At 71.2% G+C, this 21924-nt stretch carries 27 protein-coding genes; 24 read left to right on the forward strand and 3 right to left on the reverse strand.

Features of this window, described 5'->3' with window-relative positions:
- Positions 1-17: 17 nt before the first annotated feature.
- From OWR29_RS44450 to OWR29_RS44465, 4 genes are read left to right on the forward strand one after another with little or no spacing between them, the layout of a single operon-like run.
- The gene (locus OWR29_RS44450) at positions 18-596 is read left to right on the forward strand and encodes a TetR/AcrR family transcriptional regulator (protein WP_267569684.1); all 579 of its coding nucleotides are present in this window, start codon (positions 18-20) and stop codon (positions 594-596) included.
- A 10-nt stretch (positions 597-606) separates the two neighbouring features.
- Complete coding sequence (locus tag OWR29_RS44455) at positions 607-2025, forward strand: sigma 54-interacting transcriptional regulator (RefSeq protein WP_267569685.1); 1419 nt, start codon at positions 607-609, stop codon at positions 2023-2025.
- A 2-nt stretch (positions 2026-2027) separates the two neighbouring features.
- The gene (locus OWR29_RS44460) at positions 2028-3980 is read left to right on the forward strand and encodes a vWA domain-containing protein (protein WP_267569686.1); all 1953 of its coding nucleotides are present in this window, start codon (positions 2028-2030) and stop codon (positions 3978-3980) included.
- A gap of 33 nt (positions 3981-4013) precedes the next feature.
- On the forward strand, positions 4014-4943 hold the full coding sequence (locus tag OWR29_RS44465) for a helix-turn-helix transcriptional regulator (protein ID WP_498371641.1): 930 nt from the start codon (positions 4014-4016) through the stop codon (positions 4941-4943).
- Here the strand turns inward: OWR29_RS44465 and OWR29_RS44470 are convergent.
- Positions 4934-5851: an SDR family oxidoreductase gene (locus OWR29_RS44470; protein WP_267569687.1), complete on the reverse strand. Its 918-nt coding sequence runs from the start codon at positions 5849-5851 to the stop codon at positions 4934-4936. The genes OWR29_RS44465 and OWR29_RS44470 overlap by 10 nt on opposite strands.
- A 50-nt stretch (positions 5852-5901) precedes the next feature.
- Between OWR29_RS44470 and OWR29_RS44475 the strand changes: the two genes are divergently transcribed.
- The 20 genes from OWR29_RS44475 to OWR29_RS44570 all read left to right on the forward strand — a co-directional run bounded on the left by OWR29_RS44475 (position 5902) and on the right by OWR29_RS44570 (position 20359).
- Complete coding sequence (locus OWR29_RS44475; protein WP_267569688.1) at positions 5902-6579, forward strand: nucleoside/nucleotide kinase family protein; 678 nt, start codon at positions 5902-5904, stop codon at positions 6577-6579.
- A gap of 1244 nt (positions 6580-7823) precedes the next feature.
- Positions 7824-8432 carry a cardiolipin synthase ClsA gene (clsA, locus tag OWR29_RS44480; RefSeq protein WP_267569689.1) on the forward strand — a complete coding sequence of 203 codons (609 nt, stop codon included), beginning with the start codon at positions 7824-7826 and terminating at the stop codon, positions 8430-8432.
- On the forward strand, positions 8432-9448 hold the full coding sequence (locus OWR29_RS44485) for a DUF881 domain-containing protein (protein ID WP_267569690.1): 1017 nt from the start codon (positions 8432-8434) through the stop codon (positions 9446-9448). The genes clsA and OWR29_RS44485 overlap by 1 nt, the downstream gene beginning before the upstream one ends.
- Positions 9445-9777 carry a small basic family protein gene (locus OWR29_RS44490; RefSeq protein ID WP_221377406.1) on the forward strand — a complete coding sequence of 111 codons (333 nt, stop codon included), beginning with the start codon at positions 9445-9447 and terminating at the stop codon, positions 9775-9777. The genes OWR29_RS44485 and OWR29_RS44490 overlap by 4 nt, the downstream gene beginning before the upstream one ends.
- A gap of 14 nt (positions 9778-9791) precedes the next feature.
- Positions 9792-10877: a DUF881 domain-containing protein gene (locus OWR29_RS44495; protein ID WP_267569691.1), complete on the forward strand. Its 1086-nt coding sequence runs from the start codon at positions 9792-9794 to the stop codon at positions 10875-10877.
- Positions 10878-10917: 40 nt separating this feature from the next.
- On the forward strand, positions 10918-11298 hold the full coding sequence (gene gcvH, locus OWR29_RS44500) for a glycine cleavage system protein GcvH (RefSeq protein WP_267569692.1): 381 nt from the start codon (positions 10918-10920) through the stop codon (positions 11296-11298).
- A gap of 168 nt (positions 11299-11466) precedes the next feature.
- Positions 11467-11913, forward strand: a complete 447-nt coding sequence (odhI, locus tag OWR29_RS44505; protein ID WP_202994510.1) for an oxoglutarate dehydrogenase inhibitor Odhl — start codon at positions 11467-11469, stop codon at positions 11911-11913.
- A gap of 74 nt (positions 11914-11987) precedes the next feature.
- Positions 11988-12656, forward strand: a complete 669-nt coding sequence (gene ftsR / locus OWR29_RS44510) for a transcriptional regulator FtsR (protein ID WP_267569693.1) — start codon at positions 11988-11990, stop codon at positions 12654-12656.
- Between the two features lie 102 nt (positions 12657-12758).
- Positions 12759-13223, forward strand: a complete 465-nt coding sequence (locus tag OWR29_RS44515; protein ID WP_221377409.1) for a bifunctional nuclease family protein — start codon at positions 12759-12761, stop codon at positions 13221-13223.
- Between the two features lie 179 nt (positions 13224-13402).
- Positions 13403-13960 carry a MerR family transcriptional regulator gene (locus OWR29_RS44520; protein WP_267569694.1) on the forward strand — a complete coding sequence of 186 codons (558 nt, stop codon included), beginning with the start codon at positions 13403-13405 and terminating at the stop codon, positions 13958-13960.
- 23 nt (positions 13961-13983) lie between these two features.
- Positions 13984-14529: a hypothetical protein gene (locus OWR29_RS44525; RefSeq protein WP_267569695.1), complete on the forward strand. Its 546-nt coding sequence runs from the start codon at positions 13984-13986 to the stop codon at positions 14527-14529.
- Between the two features lie 59 nt (positions 14530-14588).
- A complete protein-coding gene (locus OWR29_RS44530; RefSeq protein WP_267569696.1) occupies positions 14589-15197 on the forward strand; it encodes a class I SAM-dependent methyltransferase in 609 nt (202 codons plus the stop codon).
- Between the two features lie 33 nt (positions 15198-15230).
- Positions 15231-16007 (forward strand): transglutaminase domain-containing protein, encoded by a 777-nt coding sequence (locus tag OWR29_RS44535; protein WP_267569697.1) that lies wholly within the window; start codon positions 15231-15233, stop codon positions 16005-16007.
- An 11-nt stretch (positions 16008-16018) separates the two neighbouring features.
- Complete coding sequence (locus tag OWR29_RS44540; RefSeq protein WP_267569698.1) at positions 16019-16228, forward strand: hypothetical protein; 210 nt, start codon at positions 16019-16021, stop codon at positions 16226-16228.
- Between the two features lie 76 nt (positions 16229-16304).
- Positions 16305-16457: a hypothetical protein gene (locus OWR29_RS44545; RefSeq protein ID WP_267569700.1), complete on the forward strand. Its 153-nt coding sequence runs from the start codon at positions 16305-16307 to the stop codon at positions 16455-16457.
- Positions 16454-17557, forward strand: coding sequence for an aKG-HExxH-type peptide beta-hydroxylase (locus OWR29_RS44550; protein WP_267569701.1), 1104 nt, complete (start codon positions 16454-16456; stop codon positions 17555-17557). The genes OWR29_RS44545 and OWR29_RS44550 overlap by 4 nt, the downstream gene beginning before the upstream one ends.
- Before the next feature lie 25 nt (positions 17558-17582).
- A complete protein-coding gene (locus OWR29_RS44555; RefSeq protein ID WP_267569702.1) occupies positions 17583-18020 on the forward strand; it encodes a MarR family winged helix-turn-helix transcriptional regulator in 438 nt (145 codons plus the stop codon).
- Between the two features lie 126 nt (positions 18021-18146).
- Positions 18147-19571 (forward strand): MATE family efflux transporter, encoded by a 1425-nt coding sequence (locus OWR29_RS44560; RefSeq protein WP_267569703.1) that lies wholly within the window; start codon positions 18147-18149, stop codon positions 19569-19571.
- A gap of 9 nt (positions 19572-19580) precedes the next feature.
- The gene (locus tag OWR29_RS44565) at positions 19581-19745 is read left to right on the forward strand and encodes an HIT family protein (protein ID WP_267569704.1); all 165 of its coding nucleotides are present in this window, start codon (positions 19581-19583) and stop codon (positions 19743-19745) included.
- Complete coding sequence (locus OWR29_RS44570) at positions 19742-20359, forward strand: GNAT family N-acetyltransferase (protein ID WP_267569705.1); 618 nt, start codon at positions 19742-19744, stop codon at positions 20357-20359. The genes OWR29_RS44565 and OWR29_RS44570 overlap by 4 nt, the downstream gene beginning before the upstream one ends.
- Here the strand turns inward: OWR29_RS44570 and OWR29_RS44575 are convergent.
- Both OWR29_RS44575 and OWR29_RS44580 read right to left on the reverse strand, forming a co-directional pair.
- Complete coding sequence (locus tag OWR29_RS44575) at positions 20313-21218, reverse strand: helix-turn-helix transcriptional regulator (protein WP_267569706.1); 906 nt, start codon at positions 21216-21218, stop codon at positions 20313-20315. The genes OWR29_RS44570 and OWR29_RS44575 overlap by 47 nt on opposite strands.
- Positions 21219-21233: 15 nt before the next feature.
- Positions 21234-21905, reverse strand: a complete 672-nt coding sequence (locus OWR29_RS44580) for an alpha/beta hydrolase (protein ID WP_267569707.1) — start codon at positions 21903-21905, stop codon at positions 21234-21236.
- Positions 21906-21924 lie beyond the last annotated feature (19 nt).

Genomic DNA, 21924 nt, shown 5'->3' on the forward strand with positions numbered 1-21924 from the left:
GCCGTAATCTTGTGACCATGGACTCGACCGAGGAGCGCATCGTCGCCGCCGCCACGGCCGAGTTCGCCCGGCACGGCATCGCCGGCGCCCGGATCGAGCGGATCGCCAAAGAGGCGCGTACCAGCAAGGAGCGCATCTACGCGTACTACCGCGGCAAGGAAGCGCTCTACCGGCACGTCGCCGCCCAGGAGCTCACCGCGATCGCCGAGGCCACGCGGCTCGATCCGAAAGACCTTCCCGAGTACGCCGGTCGGGTCTACGACTATTTCACCGCCCACCCCGAGCGGTACCGGCTGATGATGTGGGGCCAGCTCGAGCTGCCGGCCGACGATCCGGGGGACAACCCGCTCCGCGCGTCGATGGGCCGCAAGATCGAGACGCTGGCGGCAGCGCAGCGGGACGGGCAGCTCGACGACGGCTGGGACGCCGTCGACATCCTCATGTTCGTCAACCAGATCGCCATGGCCTGGGCCGGGCAGTCCGTGGTCACTCCGGGCAACGACTTCCCGGACCGGCGCCGGAAAGCAGTCGTCGCGGCGGTGCGGAAGCTGTTCCCGCCGAGCGACGAGCGGCAGATTGTCACAGGGCCGGAGTAGCGTTCGTCCGGTGACAGATGCACCAACCGCGATCACACCTCCGTCCGACCTTCCGCGCACCCTGGGCGAGCTGCGGGCCTCCGGCCACGAGTTCCGCACCGTCAAGGAAGAGCTGCGCGACAACCTGCTGGCCCGCCTGCGTTCGGGCGAGCCGCGCTTCCCCGGCATCGTGGGCTACGACGACACCGTCCTGCCCGAGGTCGAGCGGGCCCTGCTGGCCGGGCACGACATGGTGCTGCTGGGCGAGCGCGGCCAGGGCAAGACCAGGCTCATCCGCGGCCTGATCGACCTGCTCGACGAGTGGACGCCGGTCATCGCCGGCTCCGAGCTGCACGAGCATCCCTACCACCCGCTGACTCCGGCTTCCCGCCGCCTGGTCGCCGAGACGGGCGACCTGCTGCCCGTCGGGTGGCTGCACCGCTCCGAGCGGTACGGCGAGAAGCTGGCCACCCCCGACACCAGCGTCGGCGACCTGATCGGCGACGTCGACCCGATCAAGGTGGCCGAGGGCCGCGCCCTGGGCGACCCCGACACGATCCACTTCGGCCTGGTGCCGCGCACCAACCGGGGCATCTTCGCCGTCAACGAGCTGCCCGACCTGGCCGAGCGCATCCAGGTGTCGCTGCTCAACGTGCTCGAGGAGCGCGACATCCAGGTCCGCGGCTACCAGCTGCGCCTGCCGCTCGACCTGCTGCTGGTGGCCTCGGCCAACCCCGAGGACTACACGAACCGCGGCCGCATCATCACGCCGCTGAAAGACCGGTTCGGGGCCGAGATCCGCACCCACTACCCGGTCGACCTGTCGCTCGAGACCGAGCTGATCCGGCAGGAGGCCGCACTGGTGGCCGCCGTGCCGGACCACCTGATCGACGTCCTGGCCCGGTACACGCGCGCGGTGCGCGAGTCGCCGGCCGTGGACGCGCGGTCGGGCATCTCGGCCCGGTTCGCCATCGCGGCGGCCGAGACGACGGCGGCCTCGGCCCTGCGTCGCAGCGGTCTGCGGCAGGAGCGTGAGGCCGTGGCCCGTGTCTGCGACACCGTCTCGGTGACGTCGACGCTGCGGGGCAAGGTCGAGTTCGAGAGCGGTGAAGAGGGGCGCGAGACCGAGGTCCTGGCCCACCTGCTGCGGGTCGCCACGGCCGAGACGTTCCGCGACCGGCTGGCCGGGCTCGACCTGTCGGGCTTCACCGACCTGGTCGCCGAGGGCGCCATCATCGAGACGGGCGACCTGGTCAGCGCGGACGAGCTGCTGAGCCAGATCGGCACCGTGCCCGGCCTGGCCAAGGTGCTCGACCGGCTCGGCCTGGGCGACGCGCCTTCGCCGGGGCAGGCGGCCTCGGCCGTCGAGTTCGTGCTCGAGGGGCTGCACCTGACCAGACGGCTGGCCAAGGAAATGACCGACGACGGCCGCACCCTGTACGGGAGCTGATCATGGCTTCCGGCAGGTTCAGGTACGGCGCCTGGCGGGACGGGCCCGACCCGCTCGCCCCGCCGTACGACGTGCGGGCGGCCGTCGACGAGGTCGGCGAGCGTGTCCTGGCCGGCGACAGCCTGCGTGACGTGCTGCGTGACCTCGTACGCCGGGGCCCACAGGACGGCCGCGGACTCGACGCGCTGCGCGACCGGGCCCGCCGGTTGCGGCGTGAGGCGTTGCGCCGGGGCAACCTGGACGGCGCCGTCACCCGGGCCCAGCAGCTGCTCGACCAGGCCGTGGCGGCCGAGCGGGACGAGCTGACCCGCCGTGACGACGACGAGGCCCGGTTCAACGAGGCGATGCTCGACAACCTGCCCCGCTCGACGTCGCGCGCGGTGGAAGAGCTGTCCGACTACAACTGGGCGTCGGACGAGGCTCGCCAGCTCTACCAGCAGATCCTCGACGGTCTGCGGCGCGAGGTGGTCGAGCAGCGGTTCGCCGGCATGAAGCAGGCGCTGCAGCAGGGCGACATGCAGGGCGTCAGCGAGATGGTGTCCGACCTCAACGACCTGCTGGCCAAGCACGCCCGCGGCGAGGACACGTCCGACGCGTTCCAGCAGTTCATGGACAAGCACGGCCAGTTCTTCCCGGGCAATCCGCAGAACGTCGACGAGCTGATCGACTCGCTGGCCCGGCAGGCCGCGGCGGCCGAGCGGCTGATGCGGTCGCTGTCACCGCAGCAGCAGGAAGAGCTGTCGCGGCTGATGGACCAGGCTCTCGGCGACGGTCCGCTGCGCGGTCAGCTCGGCGAGCTGACCGACAACCTGCGGGCGCTGCGGCCCAACCTCAACTGGGGTCGGGGCGAGCGCATGCGGGGCCCGCAAGACCTGGGGTACGGCGATGCGGCGGCCGCCCTGGGCGAGATCGGCGAGCTGGACGAGCTGCTCGACCAGCTGGGGCAGGAGCATCCGGGGGCCACGCTCGACGACGTGGACGTCGAGATGGTCGAGCGCCAGCTGGGCCGGGGCGCGGCCGACGACGTCCGCCGGCTGCGCGAACTGGAACGCGAGCTCAGCCGGCAGGGCTGGGTCACCCGGGACAGCGAGGGGCTGACGCTCTCGCCCAAGGCGTTGCGGCGGCTCGGGCGTACGGCACTGGCCCAGGTCTTCGAAGATCTGTCGGGCCGCAAGCAGGGGCAACACGACCTGCGCGACGCCGGGGCGGCGGGCGACCTGATCGGATCGTCGCGGCGCTGGGAGTTCGGCGACGAGCAGCCGCTCGACGTGGTGCGCACGATCGGCAACGCGGTGCGGCGGCGGGCCGGCGCAGGTGGGGTGGGCGTGTTGCCCGTACGCCTCGAGCCGGACGACTTCGAGGTGGCCGAGACCGAGCGGCGGGCCTCGGCGGCGGTCGCGCTCTGCGTCGACCTGTCCTACTCGATGTACGCCGACGGGCGCTGGGGTCCGATGAAGCAGACCGCGCTGGCGCTGTCGCACCTGGTGGCGACCCAGTTCCCGCAGGATTCGCTGCAGATCATCGGGTTCGGCAAGTACGCCAACGCGCTGTCGCAGGGGCAGCTGGCCGCGATCGACCCCACGGCCGAGAAGGGCACCAACCTGCAGCACGCGCTCAAGCTGGCCGGCCGGCACCTGCGCCGGCACCCGGGGGCCGAGCCGGTGGTGCTGGTGGTGACCGACGGCGAGCCGACGGCCCACCTCGAACCGGACGGCGAGGCCATGTTCTGGTGGCCGCCGCTGCCCGAGACGATCCGGGCCACCATCCACGAGGTCGACCACCTGACCCGGTTCGGGGCCACGCTCAACTTCTTCATGCTGGGCGAGGACGACGGGCTGCAGCGGTTCGTGGCCGCGGTGGCCGAACGCAACGGCGGCCGGGTGTTCAGCCCGGACGCCGACGAGCTGGGACGGTACGTGGTCGACGACTACGTTCGGGCCCGACGCGGGCGCTGATCCGTCATCCGGGCCGCGCGACTCATCAACCTGGTGTTGCTGCTGCAGTCGCGCGGCTCGATGACGGCGGCCGAGCTGAGCAAAGAGCTCGAGGTCTCGGAGCGCACGGTCTACCGCGACGTCGTCGAGCTGTCGGCGGCCGGGGTGCCGGTGTACGCGTCGCAGGGCCGGGCCGGCGGCTATCAGCTGGTCGACGGCTACCGCACCCGGCTCACCGGCCTGTCCCGGGCCGAGGCCGAGGCGTTGTTCCTGGCCGGGCTGCCCGGACCGGCCCGTGAGCTGGGGCTGAGCGAACCGGCCCGGACGGCGCAGCTGAAGGTGCTGGCCGCGCTGCCGCCGGGACTGCGGGACGCGTCGTCGATCGCCGGGCAGCGCTTCCACCTCGACGCGCCGGGCTGGTTCCACGATCCCGAGACGCCGCCGGTGCTGGGCGAGCTGGCCCAGGCGGTGTGGCAGGACCTGGAACTGATCATGCGATACCGGCGCCGCGACGAGGTCGAGCGCACCGTCGAGCCGTACGGGCTGGTCCTGAAGAACGGCGTCTGGTACCTGGTCGGCCGGGTGGGGGAGTCGCTGCGCTCGTACCGGGTCGACCGGATCGTCGAGGTGGCGCCGACCGGGCGCACGTTCGAACGCGACCCCGGCTTCGACCTGCCGGCGTTCTGGGCCGCGCGGGCCGTCGAGTTCGTGCGGCAGATGCTGCGGGAAGAGATCACGATCCGGCTCAGCCCCGACGGCCTGCGACTGCTGCGGTTCGCGGTGGAAGAGGTGGCCGTGCAGGAGGCGAAGGCGGAAGAACCGGACGCGGACGGATGGACGCGCGTCCGGCTCCCCGTCGAATCGCTCGACGTCGCCTACACGTACATGCTGCGGCTCGGGCCCGAGGTGGAGGTGCTGGCCCCGGCGTCGTTGCGCGCCCGGATCAGCGAGGCGGCGGGCCGGACGAGCGAGCTCTACCGGTAGCCGGTGACGTCGGCCGGCTTGCCCGGGTCCTGCACCTCGACCAGGTAGCGCCAGGCGTCGGGGCGGCTGCCGTCGAGGTCGGTGAAGCCGTACACCTGGGCCAGTTCGCCGCTCGACAGCGACCGGCCGTTCCAGCGCGCCTTGTCGTGATCACCGGCCAGGGCGGCCACCGCCCGTCCGACGTACGCGGGGGACTCGGAGATCGCAAAATGGGGTTCCTGGGCGACGGCGTCACGCCAGTTGTCCTCGGTGACGCCGAAATTGTCGAGCATCATCTCGGACCGCAGCCAGCCCGGCGTCAGCGCGACAGCCGTCCCGCCGTGCGGCGCCAACTCTTCCGACCACGCGAAGGCCAGCCGGTTCACGCTCGTCTTGGCCAGGTCGTAGAAGATCGAAAGGCGATAATTGCTGTCGTTGTACGCGGTGGTGCCGTCGCCCATCTCGACGACCAGCCCGCCGGGCTGCCGGACCAGCAGCGGCATCGCGTAGTGGGCAGTGACGATGTGCGTGTCGATCGCCAGCCGCAACAGCCGGAACCCTTTGTCGAGCGACTGCTCCCACACCGGCTTGTGCCAGGTGGCGAGCGGGTCGCCGCCCCAGACGTCGTTGACCAGCACGTCCAGCCGCCCCTGCTCCCGGTCGATCCGCCCGGCCAGAGCCTCCACCTGCTCGGGCACCAGATGGTCGACCACGACCGAGATGCCCTCGCCGCCGGCTGCGGTCACCATTTCGGCCGTCTCCTCGATGGTCTCGGGCCGATCCATCTCGGAGCGCCGGCCCCGGGTGCTGCGCCCGGTCGCGTACACGGTGGCGCCGGCCGCTCCCAGCTGCACCGCGATCTGCCGCCCGGCACCCCGCGTGGCCCCGGCGACGAGCGCGACCTTGCCCTTGAGTGGTTGATTCGTCATGAGCCTCATGCTGTCGCCAAAACCTGACAACCGTTGGCACACTTTTCGGCATGATCAGCGGCTCCCGCGAGAAACTGCTCACCGACCTGGCCGACCTCGTCGCCTTGGTGGAGCCGCCGCACCCCATCCGGGTCGCAATCGACGGCCGACCCGCCTCGGGCAAGACCACCCTGGCCGACGAACTAGCCGTGGTGCTGCGAGCCCGCGGCCGCCCCGTGATCCAGACCTCGATCGACAACTTCCTGCGGCCCCGGGCCGAGCGCTACCGCCGCGGCGAGTTCACGATCGAGAGCAACTACCACGACTCCTTCGACTTCGAAGCCCTGCACCGCGTGCTGCTGAACCCGCTCGGCCCCGGCGGTGACCTGCGCTACCAGCCGACAATCCGTGACCGCGTCACCGACGTCCCCCTCAACCCGCCGTGGCAGACCGCCCACCCCGACGCGGTGCTGCTGTTCGACGGCGTCTTCCTGATGCGCCCGGAACTGAACAACCACTGGGACCTGCGCCTGCTGGTGTCTACCACTTTCGAGGTGACCCTGGCCCGAGCCAAGATCCGCGACCAGGCCGAGTACGGCTCCGTGGCCGTCGTCGAGCGGCGCTTCCGGCACCGCTACCACCCGTCGCAGCAGCACTACCTGGACACCGTCGACCCCGCCAGCCGCGCCGACGCCGTCATCCACAACGACGACCCGGCCCACCCCACCTGGACGATCCGCCGCCCTTAAAACCTCCGTCGGCTGTCGCACCGATCCGATTCGGCGAGCCGAATACCGCCGCAGCTTCCTGATCCGTCGGGGTCGGCGGGCTTGGGGGTGGGCGTCCGACGCTGTGGGTGGCTTTGCCGCAGGCACTCGGTTCGCCAGGCCATCGGGCTCGGGGGGATCAGCGAGGGTCAGATGCCAAGTGCAGCCGCTACCGGGACTCTGCGATTCGCTGGGTCGGTGGTTCGTGGGAGGACCGATGCCGTGGGCGGCGTGCGTCCGCAGATCCTCGATCCGTCGTGTCGGCGGGCTCGTGGGGAGTCGAGGGGTCCGGTCCTGTGGATGGCTGCCGACGCACGCCGCCGATCCGCCGGGGCCGGCCTGTGGACAACCGTGGGCGCACTCAGCCGGATCACGTAACGTCCTGCCCCACGCCCCGAGGTCGGCGGGGGCTGTGGATGGCCCGGCGGGTGTCTCGCAAGATCAAAAGACCGGGAATGCCTGGACGACCGACGAGCCGGTCGTCGGGCTGCGGCCGCGATGAACGCCGCGATGCAGAGTTCGGCGGGATGTCCAGCGGCCTCGTCGCGGACGGGGCGGCGCCAGCAAAGGCTGTCGGTTGGTCGGGGCTGATTGTCGGGGCAGCTCGGCGGTGCATACCAAGGCGCCGACAGGCATGGCGCTGCGGAAACGGCACTGTGTGGCAGCGCGGAACGGGTGTTGCGGCGTCGGGCTGCGATTTGCTCGCACACTGTTTTCCGTGTCGGCCCGTGCGACGCCTCCCGTGTCGGCCCGTGCGACGTCTCCCGTATCGGCCCGCGCAATGGCTCCCGTGTCGGGCTTGCGCAATGGCTCCTGCGTCGGGCTTGTGCGACGGCTCGCGCGCGGGGCTCGCGGGACTGGCACGGCGCCGGACTCCTGATCTGGTGGCCCGGCGCTCACTTGAAGTCAGGTCGCGCCTTTGGCTGTTGGTGGTCTCGAAAAGGAACCACCCGGTGGTCTGCGGTGGCGTGGACGGTGGCTCTGTCGCTGGGGCGAAGCGGGACGGCGGCGGAGGTGCAGGGGTATGAGCTAGGTTCCTAGGATGGCGGACGGGATGTGCGACACGTGACGGGTTCGCGACGGGGGATCTGGGGCTCGTTATAGTTGCTCGGCGAGTGGCCGGTCGGGGGTCCGGGCGTCGGGGGACGCATGCATCCGGGCAGGGCTGTGCCGTTCGCCGGGGTGTCGCCGGGGCGCCCGGTGTTCTAGGGGGAGAGGAAGTAGTGATGTCGCAGCAGCCTGCGCCGTCGACGATCTCCGCCCCTTCCAACCGGATCTGGACCATTCCTAACGTCATCAGCTTCATCCGGCTGCTGGGCGTTCCGCTTTTCCTTTACCTGCTGCTGGGGCCGGAGCACGACGTGGCCGCGGTGATCGTGCTGGCTGTCGGGGGCACCACCGACTGGGTCGACGGGTTCGTGGCTCGGCGGATGAACTCGGTCAGCCGGCTCGGGGAGCTGCTCGACCCGTTCGCGGACCGGCTCTACATCCTCGCCACGCTCATCGGGTTCACCGTGCGGGGCGTGGTTCCGTACTGGCTGACCGGGGCTCTTCTGCTTCGGGAGCTGGTGCTGGGGATCGCGTTGCTGGTGCTGCGGCGCAACGGGTACGGGCCGCCGCCGGTGCACTACGTGGGTAAGACCGGCACCTTTGTGCTGCTCGCGGCGTTCCCGGTGATTCTGCTGGCCCGGGCCGTGCCGTCGATCGACTCGTGGGCGGGGCCGCTGGGCTGGGGGCTCGCCTGGTGGGCGCTCGGGCTGTACTGGGCGGCGGGCGTCCTTTACCTCCTGCAGGCCAGCCGGCTTCTTCGCGCTTCGCGGGCGGCGGCGGCCTGATGAGTGGTACGCCCGATTCGTCCGCCGACCGGGCCGGCGCCCACGAGGCTGCAGCCGGAACGCCGGGCGATGCGGACGGCGCCCAGCCGGCTGCGGCTGAAAGCCCGGACCCGGAGCAGCCGCCGAAGCGGGTGTTCGCGCCGGACTTCCTCACCGAGCTGTTCCGCAATCCGCTCGACCCGGGCTACGCCGACGCGGCGGCCCGTAAGCAGCGGGAGGGCGAGCCCACCGGCACCCCCAAGATGCTGCGCAGCGCGTCGCTGGCGGTGGCCCTCGTGGTGCTCGGCTTCCTGCTGGTGGTGGCCTATCAGCAGACGGTGGCCGACGAGCCGGCCCGCACCACCGCCCGGGCCGAGCTGATCGACCAGGTCAAGAACCGGCGGGAGACCACCAACGACCTGCAGCGGCGCGCCGACCGGCTGGCCGACGAGGTGTCGCAGCTGCGCGACCGGGAGCTCGGCGGCGCGGCGGCCCGCAAACTGCAGGACTCGGAGGCCGCGACGGGACTGGCGCCGGTCAGCGGATCGGGCGCGAAGATCACGGTGGGCGACGGGCCCACGCCGATCAACCCGGTCACCGGCGAGCGCAACACGGCGGCCCGGGTCAAGGACTCCGACCTGCAGCTGGCGGCCAACGCGCTGTGGTCGCTGGGGGCCGAGGCCGTCGCGGTCAACGGGCAGCGGCTGACCGCGACGTCGACGATCCGGCAGGCCGGCGAGGCGATCCTGGTCGACCTGAGCCCGGTCACCACGCCGTACGAGGTGACCGCCATCGGGCCGGAAGACCTCGCGAAGGACTTCCACGACGGCTACGCGGGGCGGTTCTTCGATCAGCTGTCGGCCAAGTACGGGATGTCGTTCGACGCTCGGAAGGCCGACGACCTGCGGCTGGAGGCGGCGACCGAGCTCAAGCTGCGGGTTGCCCAGCCGTCCACGCCACCGCCGTCCACCTTTGTCTCCGGCTCGGCGGCGACCCCCGCCACGCCGTCCCGCTCATCGTCGGAAGGCGGCCGATGATCGCCGTACTTGCCCTGATCGCCGGTGTCGCCCTGGGCATCGTGTTCCACCCCACCGTGCCGCCGGAACTGGCGCCCTACCTGCCGATCGCGGTGGTGGCGGCGCTGGACGCGGTGTTCGGCGGGGTGCGGGCCAAGCTCGACGGCATCTTCGACGACAAGCAGTTCGTCGTCTCGTTCATCTCGAACGTCCTGGTGGCGGCCCTGATCGTCTATCTCGGCGACCAGCTCGGGGTGGGCACGCAGCTGTCCACCGGCGTGGTCGTGGTGCTCGGCGTGCGTATCTTCGGCAACGTGGCGGCCATCCGCCGCCACCTGTTCCGGGCGTGAGCGGCGGTGACCCGATGACCGACCACGACAAGGACCGCCAGAACGACCCCGAGCAGGGGATGCCGACCGCGGGCCGCAAGCCGGCGCCGGTCGAGAACGAGGCCGACGAGGTCACGCAGCTGCTGAGCGGCGAGGGGCCGACGGTGGAGACGCCGCGGAAGGCCCTACGCGACCCGGCCACCATCGACCTCGACGGGCCGACCAGGCGGTTGTCCGTGCCGTCACCCGAACCGGTGACGCCGGCCGAGGCCGAGGCCGACGAGCAACACGTCGGTGCGCCGATGGACGCAGCAGCGGGTGCCGCTCCGACCACTGACGCACCGCCCACGGCTGAGCCGGCAGAAGTCGTACCTGAAAAGGAGCCGGACCGAGTCCCGTCGCCGCAAGCCAAGTCGGGTCTTCTGTCGCTCCGGGGAAGACAGGCCAGTCCGGCCGGCCTGCTGATTCTGGCTCTGCTCGCGTTGTTCGGGTTCACGCTGGTCGTGCAGCTGCGCAGCAACGACGGCGACGAGGGACTGGCCAGCGCCCGGCAGGAAGACCTGGTGCGCATCCTGAGCGATCTCGAGGCGCGCGACAGCCGCCTGCAGAGCGAGATCAGCGCCCTCGAGACCAGCCAGCGCCAGCTCACTTCGGGTGTGGCGGGGCGGCAGGCGGCGCTGGCCGAGGCCGAGAAGCGCGCCGACGAGCTGGGATTGCTGGCCGGTACGGTCGCGGGGCGCGGCCCGGGGCTGCGGATCCAGATCGACGGCGTGAAGGCGTCGGCGATCTTGAACACAGTTCAGGAGTTGCGCGGGGCCGGCGGGGAAGTCATGCAGATCGCCGGGGCCGAGAACAAAGCGGTGCGAATTGTGGCGTCGAGCTATTTCGTCGACGCCGAGGGCGGCGGCGTGATCGTGGACGGGGAACGGATCACCGGTCCCTATCTGCTCACCGTGATCGGGGTGCCTCAGGTCATGCAGACCGCGTTGCAGATCCCCGGCGGGGTGGTGGCGTCGGTGAACTCCGGCGGCGGTAGCGTGACATTGGAACAAAGGACCTTGGTCGAGGTGACCGCGGTACGCGCCGCCACGACATTGCGATACGCACGGCCGGCGTCCTGAAAGGCGCGCCGGGGATTGATGAAAATACGGGAGAGTACGCGTGATTCCTGAGGACCTGCGGTACACGGCTGAACACGAGTGGGTGGCCGGAGACGGCAGCGGGCCCGTGCGCGTGGGTATCACCCACTACGCGCAGGACGCGCTCGGCGACATCGTCTTCGTCGACCTGCCCGACGAGGGCACCGAGGTGACGGCGGGCGAGACGTTCGGCGAGGTCGAGTCGACCAAGAGCGTCTCCGAGCTGTACGCGCCGATCTCCGGCACGATCGTGTCGAAGAACGCCTCGCTGGGCGACGAGCCGGAACTCATCAACGCCGAGCCCTATGCGGCCGGATGGCTGGTCGAGATCGCGCCGGCGGATCCGGGCGCTGTCGGCCAACTGCTCGACGCGAACGCATACAAAGCTTTGACGGAGAGCTGACGCAAGTCAGTGTGTCCGGTTGCCCCGCGATATTGGCGCTGACTAGGCTCGCGGGGCACAACGTTGTTATGTCTGTGAAAAACCGATAGTCGTGCGTCCAAGCCTTCCGGCTGCGGCGGGGGAGACCCGTGCCGCGAGGCGACGACCAACTGATCCGCGAGGTGGTCCATGACGCGCCCAGACGACGAGTTCCCCCCACTCGACGTCACGTCCACGCTGAACCTCGGCGCCCTCGACGAGGTGCTCGAGGGTCCCGACACCGACGTGGTGCCGAGCCGCATGTCCGGCTCGCTCCCGCCCGGGATGGCGCTGCTGGTGGTGCGCCGGGGTCCCAACGCGGGCGCCCGCTTCCTGCTCGACCACGACGTGACGACCAGTGGACGGCACCCCGACAGTGACATCTTCCTCGACGACGTGACGGTGTCCCGCCGCCACGCCGAGTTCCACCGCGACGGCGGCACCTTCACGGTGCGCGACGTGGGCTCGCTGAACGGCACGTACGTCAACCGCGAGCGGGTCGAGGCGGCCACGCTCAGCAACGGCGACGAGGTCCAGATCGGCAAGTTCCGGCTGGTCTTCATCGCCGGCCCGCGGCCCGAGGGAGAGGGCAGCTAGCAGTGAATTCGTCGGGGGCCGCGGCGCGCGACCCGGGGGCGTCCCGCCCTCAGGGTCAGCGTGAGGCTGCGCTGATGAGCATCGGGGAGGTCCTGGCCCATCTGCGCACCGAGTTCCCCGACACCACCATCTCCAAGCTGCGCTTCCTGGAGGCGGAAGGCCTGGTCGATCCCCAGCGCACCGCCTCCGGGTACCGCAAGTACTCGTGGAACGACATCGCCCGCCTGCGGTTCGTGCTGACCGCGCAACGCGATCAGTACCTGCCGCTGCGGGTGATCCGCGAGCAGCTGGAACAGATGGAGTCGGAGCCGGTGGCGCCCAGCCGCCCGGCTCTGGTCGCCGTGGGCGGCGAGAAGGTGGCCGATCCGTCCGACACCCGGGTCCCCCGGGAGGATGTGATGGAACGCACCGGCGCCCCGGCCGAGCTGCTCGACGAGCTCGAGCGGATGGGCCTGGTCACCGCGCGTCCCCCGGGCTGGTACGACGGCGACGCGGTGGTCATCGTCGAGGCTGTGGTCGGCCTGACGAAGTACGGACTGGAGCTGCGCCATCTGCGCGGCTTCCGGGCCGCCTCGGATCGTGAGGTCGGCCTGTTCACGCAGTTGCTGGCGCCGCTGGTGCGGCAGAGCGACCCGGCCGCGCGGGCCCGGGCCAACGAGACCGCCCGCGAACTGCAGGCGTTGTCGCAGCGTCTGCACGCCGCCCTGGTGCGGGCCGGATTGCGCGGCGAACTCGGGCGTTGAGGCGCTTTTCGGGGGTATGCCGCGAGGGTTGAAGCTCTCGCCGTGCGTGTAACGTGCAGGTGAGGGTCCAAGGCGGGGCGAGTACGACACGGAGGCAGGGCTGTGCGCGAGCTGAGCGTGGTCGGAGTTCGGGTGGAGCTGCCCAGCAACCAGCCGATCGTCCTGCTGCGAGAGGTGGACGGCGATCGTTACCTGCCCATCTGGATCGGCGCCGTCGAGGCGACCGCCATCGCGTACGAGCAGCAGGGCGTCAAGCCGGCCCGGCCGCTGACCCACGATCTGCTGCGCGACATCCTGACGGCGCTCGAGGCGCCGCTGACCGCGGTCGAGATCACCGAGCTGAAGGACAACGTCTTCTACGCCGACCTGCTGATCGGCGAGGACGTGCGGGTCTCGGCCCGCCCGAGCGACTCGATCGCCCTGGCGTTGCGGGTGGGGGCGCCGATCCGGTGCGCCGAGCAGGTGCTGACCGAGGCCGGCATCGTCATCCCCGACGAGCAGGAGGACGAGGTCGAGAAGTTCCGCGAGTTCCTCGACCAGGTGCGCCCGGAAGACTTCGCCGGCTGATCTTCGCTGTCGATCTTCTCGTCTGATCAGAAGCAGCCAGAAACCACCTAGTTGATCGACAGTTGCCTCGCTCCCGCGCGGCGTGTCGCCACGTTACTTCTCTGTTTCCGCGGGCGCTGAGATATACGCTCGTGAAGTCCAGGTGAAGCGGCGGCACCGCGCAGCGGGGAGGTGGTCGCGTGCACGAGCAGCCCCTTGAACATCAAGATGGCCCCCTCGTCGGCGAGGACGGCTCGGTCGGGTATCGCGGGGTGACGGCGTGCCAGGCGGTCGGCATCAGCTACCGCCAGCTCGACTACTGGGCCCGCACGACGCTGGTGGTGCCGAGCATCCGGGACGCGTCGGGCTCGGGCACCCAGCGGCTCTACTCGTTCCGCGACCTGGTGGTGCTCAAGGTCGTCAAGCGCCTGCTGGACGCCGGTGTGTCGCTGCAGAATATTCGCCGGGCGATCGAGACGCTGCGTTCGCGCGGGGTGGAAGACCTGGCCGGCATCACGCTGATCTCCGACGGCACCACGGTGTACGAGTGCCGCTCGCCGGAAGAGGTCGTCGACCTGCTGCAGGGCGGCCAGGGCGTGTTCGGCATCGCCATCGGCGGCGCGTTCAAAGAGATCCAGGGTTCGCTGTCCCACCTGCCGGCCGAGCCCGCGGGTGGCCCGGTGCCGGTCGGCGCCGACCCCGAACCCGCGGCCGGCGACGAACTCGCCGCGCGCCGCGCCCGCCGCCGCGCGGGTTGACACCCCGGCCCACGCTGATGGGCATGGATGTGACGCAGCGGTCCCGGCGGCGGGGCTGGGTGATCGTCGGCGCGCTGGTGGTGATCCTGGCGATCGTGGTGGCTTTCCGTGTGCTGCGGCAGGATCCGCCGGCTGAGCCGGCGCCGGTCGGTGAGGCCGCGGATGTCGGTTTCGGCGAATCCAGCGGCGGCACCTACGCCCAGGAGACCAAGGATTTCGTCCTGCAGTTCGACCTGCGCAACAACGGCGGCGCCCTGGTGCATGTGCGGGCGGCCAACGCGTTCGACGACAAAGGTTTCGCGCGTCTCGCCCTGGCCGTGCTGCCCGGTTTCGCGGCCGGTTCTTCTCCCTCCTACGACGATGTGGTCGCCGGGGGAGGCAAGGTGATCCCGCTCGATCCCGGCTCGACCGCCCAGCTCACCGTGGCCGGGCGGCTCACCTGCGACCCGCTGCCGGCCTCGCGCGACGGCCTCGATGTGCGGGTCGATGACCGTACGGTGCGGGTCGCCCTGCCGCCCGTCGACGACCAGCCCTGGTCGGTGGCGGTCGCCCGGGAGTTGTGCCCCTGAGTTTGCTGTTACCGCAAACTTCGTAGGCGAATTTCGCGGTCGGGGCGCAGGCTGGCCGCATGAGCGACGAACAAGCGTGGGACGCCCGCTACAGCGAGAACACCCGCATCTGGAGCGGGGACCCGAACGTGGTGCTGGTGCGCGAGGTGGGCGAGCTGCCGCCGGGCACGGCCCTCGATCTGGGGTGCGGTGAGGGCGGCGACGCGATCTGGCTGGCTCGCCGGGGCTGGCGGGTGACCGCGGTGGACATCTCCGGGGTGGCTCTGTCGCGGGCGCAGGAGCACGCCGACGAGGCCGGGGTCAGCGTCGACTGGCGCAAGCACGACCTGCTCACCGACTTCCCCGAGGGCCGCTACGACCTGGTCAGCGCGCAGTTCCTGCACTTCTGGGGCGAGTTCGACCGGGAGAGCATCCTGCGCCAGGCGGCGGCCGCCGTGGCGCCTGGCGGCATCCTGCTGATCGAGGGGCACATGGACACGGGACCAGTCCACCGGCCCGAGCACGAGAACGCGCCCGAGCTGCCCGGGCCGGAAACCGTGATCGAGCGTCTGCACCTCGATGACGGCTGGGAAGTGCTCGTGGCCGAGGTGCACCCGCGCGAGCACGTGATCGACGGCGTGGTCCACCAGCGCTCCGACAACACGGTCAAGATTCGCCGGCGGGCTTGACCCTCACACAGTGTCAGCCGCCACAGTGAGGGCATGACGCCATCAACCATGACCGATCTCGGACATCACGCGGGCGCGGTGGCCGGGCTGCCGGGCGACCTCGCCTCGATCGTCTCCGTCGTGCAGGGCCTGTTCATCCACGAGGCCTGGGCCGACCGGTACGGGGTGAAGGTCGACGACCCGGACACCGCGCAATTACGCCGTACGGCCGACCTGCTGGACGCCGCGGGCGTCCGGCCGCTCGGTGAGGCTCGCGACCCGGCCGATCGGGTGCCGACGATGTGCCGCAGCTTCTCGGTGGCGACCGTCGCGATGTTGCGCGCGCATGGGATCGACGCGCGGGCCCGGGCCGGCTTCGCCACCTACTTCCTGCCCGGCTTCCACGAGGACCACTGGATCGTCGAGCTGCGCGAGGGCGACCGCTGGCGGCGGGCCGACCCGCAGATCGACGAGCTGCAACGCGAAGCCCTGAAGCTCGGCTTCGACCCGCTCGACATCCCCGACGGCGGGTTCCTGACCGGCTCCGAGGCGTGGCAGCTCATCCGGTCCGGGCAGGCCGACCCGCACAGCTTCGGCTTCAGCGGCGACCCGGACCTGCGCGGGCAGTGGTTCGTGGCCGGCTCGGTGATCCTCGACCGGGGCGCCCTGGCCGGGGTCGAGACGCTGCCGTGGGATGTCTGGGGGCCGATGCCCGGGCCCGACGAGGAGGTCGACGTGGCCCTGTTCGACCGGATCGCCGCTGGCGAACAGCCGGTCGACCCGCCCGTCGAAGTCGTCAACCAGCGCCGCGGGACCAGGGAGAAGCTGTAGCGTCGGTAGGCGTGATCCCGCAGCACTTTCCGCTCTATCTGCGCGAGCTCGGCGGCAGCCCGGCCGGCGACAAGATCTGGCTGGTCGTCGGCTGGATGCCGGACAACGTCTCGGGGCTGCCCCGCCAGCCGGTGGCCCTGCTGTGCGACGGCGACGTCGAGGAACCGCGCGTCCTGGAAAAGACGACCGTCTATCGCGTGCTGGGGCCCAGCCGCCACTGAACGTGGCCGTGACATGACCTGAGAGTGTTGTCTATGCTTCCAGATGCCTGACACCCGGGGATCTGGGGGATGTGTCGTGCCGCTGCCCGTGAGACCACCCGCTCCGCCTCCGCTCGACGAGGCGCGCCGCAGCCCCATCGACCGGATCGGCCGGGCCGCCTCGGCGACCATCGTGCGCCGGATCATCGGGCTCCAGCGATCCCGGGATCTCTCGTCGCCGGGCCGGTGATCGCGGGCGACCTCGGCGCTCTTCCGGCCGAGGTCTTCGACGATCTGGGCCGCGGGCACGGCGACGCCGCGGCGGTCGCGTTGCTGGCGGACGCCGAACTGGCCGTCAACCGCGCGCTGGTCGGCGAGGTGGCGGGCGAGACGGCGGCCGGCGGGGCGTTGCTGGCCGGGCTGGAGCAGCGCGCGCCCGGTGTCTTCGACGAAGTCCTGCGACATCCCTTCGTACGGTCGTGGGCCGTCAGCTGCCTGGACGGCGGCGGTGGCGACTGCGATCCGGACTGGGCGGCGGCCATCGCGGCGGCGGTCGCGGTGCGGGCCGGCATCGAGGCCGAGGTGCTGGTCCGGGCCCACGGCGGGCGCATCCACCTGCCGACGGTCGGGTACTTCCCGGCGCCGGCGGCCGAGGTCACCGTGGTCGCCGGGCCGGGGTCGATCCGGCTGCGCTGGCCGGGCGGACGGGCCCAGGTGCCCGGCGCGGCCCGAGGCTGGAACGCGGCTCGGTGGGTCACCGTCGGTGGCGCCCGGATCCTGCTCGAGGACGCCGACCCCTACCGCGACCGGCTACTGCACGCCGCCCCCGAACGCCTCGATGCGGCGGCCGCCGACGGCTGGTCGACCGTGCTGGGGCAAGCCTGGAACCGGCTCGCGGCCGACGCGCCCGGGCAACTCGAAGGCCTGCGGCAGGGGCTGCGCGCGGTGGTCCCGCTGGCGCCCGCACCGGACGGCACGCCGCGCGGCGCCACCTCGCGGCACGCGTTCGGGGCGGTCGGGCTGGCCCGGTCGGACGATCCGGCCGAGGTGGCCGTGCTGCTGGTCCGGGAGTTCCAGCACATGAAGCTGGGCGCGGTGCTCGACCTGATCGACCTGGTGCCCGACGGCGCGGTGGGCGGGCCCCGGGCGGTCGAGGAGGTGCTTCAGCGTGCCTACGCGGATCTGGCCGTGGCTGATGTCTGGCGGCGGCGGGGCCGGCCCGAGCCGTACCGCCGATGTCGCGACCGGGCGGCCGAGGCGATCAGCTTCCTGCGCTCGGGGGAGCGCCTGACCCCGGCCGGCGCCCGCTTCGTCGCCCGGATGGCCGACAGTTTGGGCGTTGACGGTTAGAGCTCTAACAGTTAGAGTTCTGAGTATGGACGCACCCGACCTCACCACCTCGCTCCAACTGATCCGCTGGATCGGCTGGGCCCAGCGCAAAGCGGCCGAGGAATGGGTGCGTGAGCGTGAGCTCAGCTTCGAGCAGAGCTTCGTGCTCGGCTACCTGGGGCAGAACCCGGGTGCCATCCAGCGCGACATCGCGCAGATGACCCGCACCAGCGCGGCCAGCGTCTCGAGCCTTCTGCAGGGGCTCGAGCGGCGCGGTCTGGTGGAACGACGGTCCGAGCCGGGCAACGAGCGCGTGAAGCGCGTCTTCGCGACACCGGCCGGGCAGGACCTGGTGGCCGGGTTCGACGTCGCCATGGCCGCCGCCGACGAGACGATCCTCGCGCCGCTCGACGAGACCGAGCGCGCCACCCTCCAAGCCTTGCTTCAGAAGATCACCGCGGAGCTGCCGCAACCGACCCGCTAGCAGCTCACCGCACTCACCGCTGCACCACGTGACGGCCGGCGCCGTCGCGCCCTCAGCCCTGCTCGAAACGTGACGGCACCCCGTCGCGCCCTTCATCGTGCCCGAAATCTGTCGAAAGGAGCGGTCATGAGCGCCGCCACCGTAGAAGCTCCCGGCTCCAACCGCTGGTATCTCTCCACCGCGCCGATCGCCCGCGCCCTCGTGCACCTGTGCGTGCCGATGGCCGCCGCGATGATCGTCGGCGCCGTCTACAACGTCATCAACGCCGGCTTCCTCGGCTCCCAGCACGACACCGCGCTGCTGGCCGCGGTCACCTTCGGCACCCCGCTGCTCGGCCTGGTCATGGCCGTCGGCGGCGTGTTCGGGGTGGGCGGCGGGGCGCTCATCTCGCGGCTGCTCGGCGCGGCCGAGCACGACCCGGCCCGGGCGGCCGAGATCAAGCAGGTGTCGTCGTTCGCCGTCTGGGGCTCGGTGATCACCGGCGCCGTCGTCGGCGGGGCCGGGTTGCTCCTGCTGCACCCGCTCGTGACGCTGCTCGGCGCCGACACCGCGGCGGTGTCGGCCACCCGCGAGTACGTCGCGGTCATGCTCGCTTTCGTGCCGGTGCTCGCCGCCGCCTTCTGCCTCGAGCAGATCGTGCGGGCCGAGGGCGCCGCCCGGCAGGCCATGAACGGGCTGATTCTCTCCACCGTGGCCAATGTCGTCTTCGACGTCGTGTTCATCCTGGTCTTCCACTGGGGTGTGGCCGGCGCCGCGCTCGGCACCGGCCTGGCCAATCTGGTCACCGTCGCCTACTTCGCGTACTGGCTGCAGCGCAGCGAGTCGGTCAGCCTGGCGCCGCGCTGGTTCACCCTGCGGGCCGACGTGGTCAAGCCGGTCTTCGGTGTCGGCGTCGGGGAACTGCTGCAGTCCGCCTTCATGATCGTCACCGTCCTGGTGCTGAACAACCTGGCCGCCGCGTACGGTGACGGCCCGCTGGCGGCCATGGGTGTCGCGGTCCGCATCGCCCAGGTGCCCGAGTTCCTGATCATGGGCGTGACGATGGGCGTGCTGCCGCTGCTGGCCTACTCGTACGGCAAGGGCGACCGGGCCCGCCTGAACTCGGCGCTGCGGGCGTCGGCCATCACTGTCGGCGGCGTCATGCTGGTCTTCTGCGGCTCGGTGTTCCTGTTCCGCGAGCAGGTGCTCTCGGCCTTCTCGGGTGACCACGCGGTGCTGACCATCGGCGTCACCATCCTCGTCGCCCAACTCGTGGCCACCGTGGCCAACGGCTTCGCCGGCCTGATCACCTCGCTGTTCCAGGCGACCGGCCGGGCCAGGCCGGCGATCGTCATGTCGATGGCCCAGGGCATCCTGTTCATCCCGATCGTGCTGCTCGGCAACCACCTGTTCGGCCTGACCGGCATCATCTGGGCCTTGACCGTCACCGAGGGCCTGGTCTTCCTGGCCGGCGTCGCCATGTGGCTGGCCGCCCGCCGCTCGATCGACCAGGGCCTGGCCGAGGGCACCCCGGAACGCGCCGAGGCGGTCCTCGAAGAGGCCGCCGCCTAGGCTTCCAGCGTGTTCCATCACGAGCCGGACGCCCACCACGAGAACCTGTACGACCTGCCCGCCCGCTACGGCCACGCCGTGCACGACCTGGTGCGCGACGTGGCCGTCGCCATGCGAGAGACCTCCGGCTGCGGCGACACCTCGTTCTTCCGGTCGCGGACGGAAGCCGCATGAGCGGCACCCGGTTCACCGAGCGGCTCCGGCTCGAACCGGTGGATGCCGACCGCGCGAGCGACCTGTGGCTGGTCATGGGCGACGACGCCGTGTGGCCCTGGTACGGCGGCGCGAAACCGGCGTACGCGGAAATCGAGCAGTCGGCCCGGGACATGGGGGACTCGTGGCGGCGGCACGGGGTGCACAAGTGGATCGCCTACGAGCGGGACAGCGGCGAAGTCGTCGGGCGGGGCGGGCTGTCGCGGACGCCCGTGGACGACGACTGGGGGCAGCTGTACGCGTTCCTGCCGGACGAGCCGTGGGTGCGGGCCGTGCACGGCAGCGAGCGCCCCTGTCGCGCGCACGCCGACTGGCTCGAGCTCGGGTGGGCCGTACGCGGGAAGTTCCGCCGGCAGGGCTATGCCACCGAGATCGGCCGGGCCGGACTGGCGTACGCGTTCGAGGTCTTGAAGGCGAAGGCCGTCGTCTCGTGCACGTTGCGGCACAACGCGAGCTCGCGGGCCGTCATGGCGCGCCTCGGGCTGCGGTACGCCGGCGAGATCGTCAGCGGGGGAGACCCGTACGCGGTCAGTGTGACGACCGCCGGACCGCGCCCAGATCGATCCCGCGCGTGAACCGCGTCCGGTATTCGGTGGCCGTCAGCCCGTAGTGCGCGCGGAACCGCCGGGCGAAGTAGTTCTGGTCGGGCCAGCCCACCCGCTCGGCGATGGCCCGGACCGTACGGTCGGAGTGCAGCAGCATCTCGGCCGCCAGCTCCACGCGGTGGCGCGACAGGAAGGCCATCGGCGGCAGCCCGGTCACCGACTTGAACAGCCGGACCAGGTAGCCGGGAGCCAGGTGCAGGCCGTCGGCCAGGTCGGTCAGCGTCCAATTGCGGGCCGGGTCGGCCTCGATGCGCCGCATCACCTCGAGCACGGCCGGGTGCACCGGTTCGGCCGGCACGCCGTCGCCGACCGCGCGGGCCACGCAGCCCAGCGCCAGCACGACCCGGGCGATCATGTCGGTGCGGTGCAGGTGTTGCGGCTGCGTGCGCAGCTCGGCGAGTGCGTCCAGGTGGGCGAAGCACTGGGCGCGCTCGGCCGGGCCGAGGTGGGTGGTCAGGATGCCGCGGCGCCGTTCGACGTACGGGCCCTGCGAGAGCAGATGCCCCAGCAGGGGATCGTCCCTGGTCCAGCCCAGTTCCTGGCGCAGCAGCTCGGCCGAGAAGCAGAAGTTGTAGACCTCCAGGCCGTGACAGTCCTCGTAGCCGTGCCACACGCCGGGCCGCAGCAGGATCGTGTCGCCCACGGTGATCGGCTGGCGGCCGCTGAGGCTGTGGTGCACGGCCTTGCCCTCGGAGACGATCGCGATCTCGACGAAGCTGTGCGTGTGCACCCGCATGAGGCCTTCGTGCCGGTGCCGCCCCGCGTAGGCGAAGGCGTCGTCGCCGAAGTACACGAGCGTGGAGGTCTGCTCGATCGTCTCGGGTGGCACGCCCGAACACTACCGTCACAGGTCGCTTAGCAGCCCCAGCACGCGCTCCGGGCCGTCGCGCAGGACGTTGTGGGTGGTCGGCCACTCGACGTAGTGCCAGTCCGGGTCGTTGCGGACGCGGTCCATCGCGACCGGCGCCTGCAGCCCGCCCGGCGTCTCGAGGGCCGCCGCGTACCGCTTGACCGGCACCGACTTCCAGGCGCCGGTCAGCCGGGTCTTCTGCAGCAGCGTGGCGAACGGGTGCGGCCGGGCCCGCTCGTCGAAGAACGGCATGGGGGCCAGGCCGAGACCGTCGGCGCCGACCGATTCCAGGAAGTACTTCCGGTTCTCCTCGGTGGTGACGTCCCAGCACGACTCGCCGTCCTCGAGGATGTCGGTGTCGAGGTGCACGAGCGCGCTGACCCGGGCCGGGTTGCGGTCGGCCACCTCGTTGATCACCTGACCGCCGTAGCTGTGCCCGACCAGCACCACCAACCCGCCGCCCGCTGTCAGATCTTCGACCAGCGTGTCGAGCTGATCGACGTGCGCGGTCAGGTTGACCGGCCGGCGGGTGAGGTCGTCGTCGGGCCACAGCCCGGCCAGCGTCACCGATTCCGCCTGGTGTCCCCGCTTCTCGAGCTCGGCCGCCAGCGGTTCGTACCACCAGCCGCCGTGCCAGGCCCCCGGGACGAGAACGAACGTGGTCATGGGCGGCTCCTACCCTGAT

This window comes from Paractinoplanes pyxinae (genome assembly GCF_026626335.1).
Classification (GTDB): domain Bacteria; phylum Actinomycetota; class Actinomycetes; order Mycobacteriales; family Micromonosporaceae; genus Actinoplanes; species Actinoplanes pyxinae.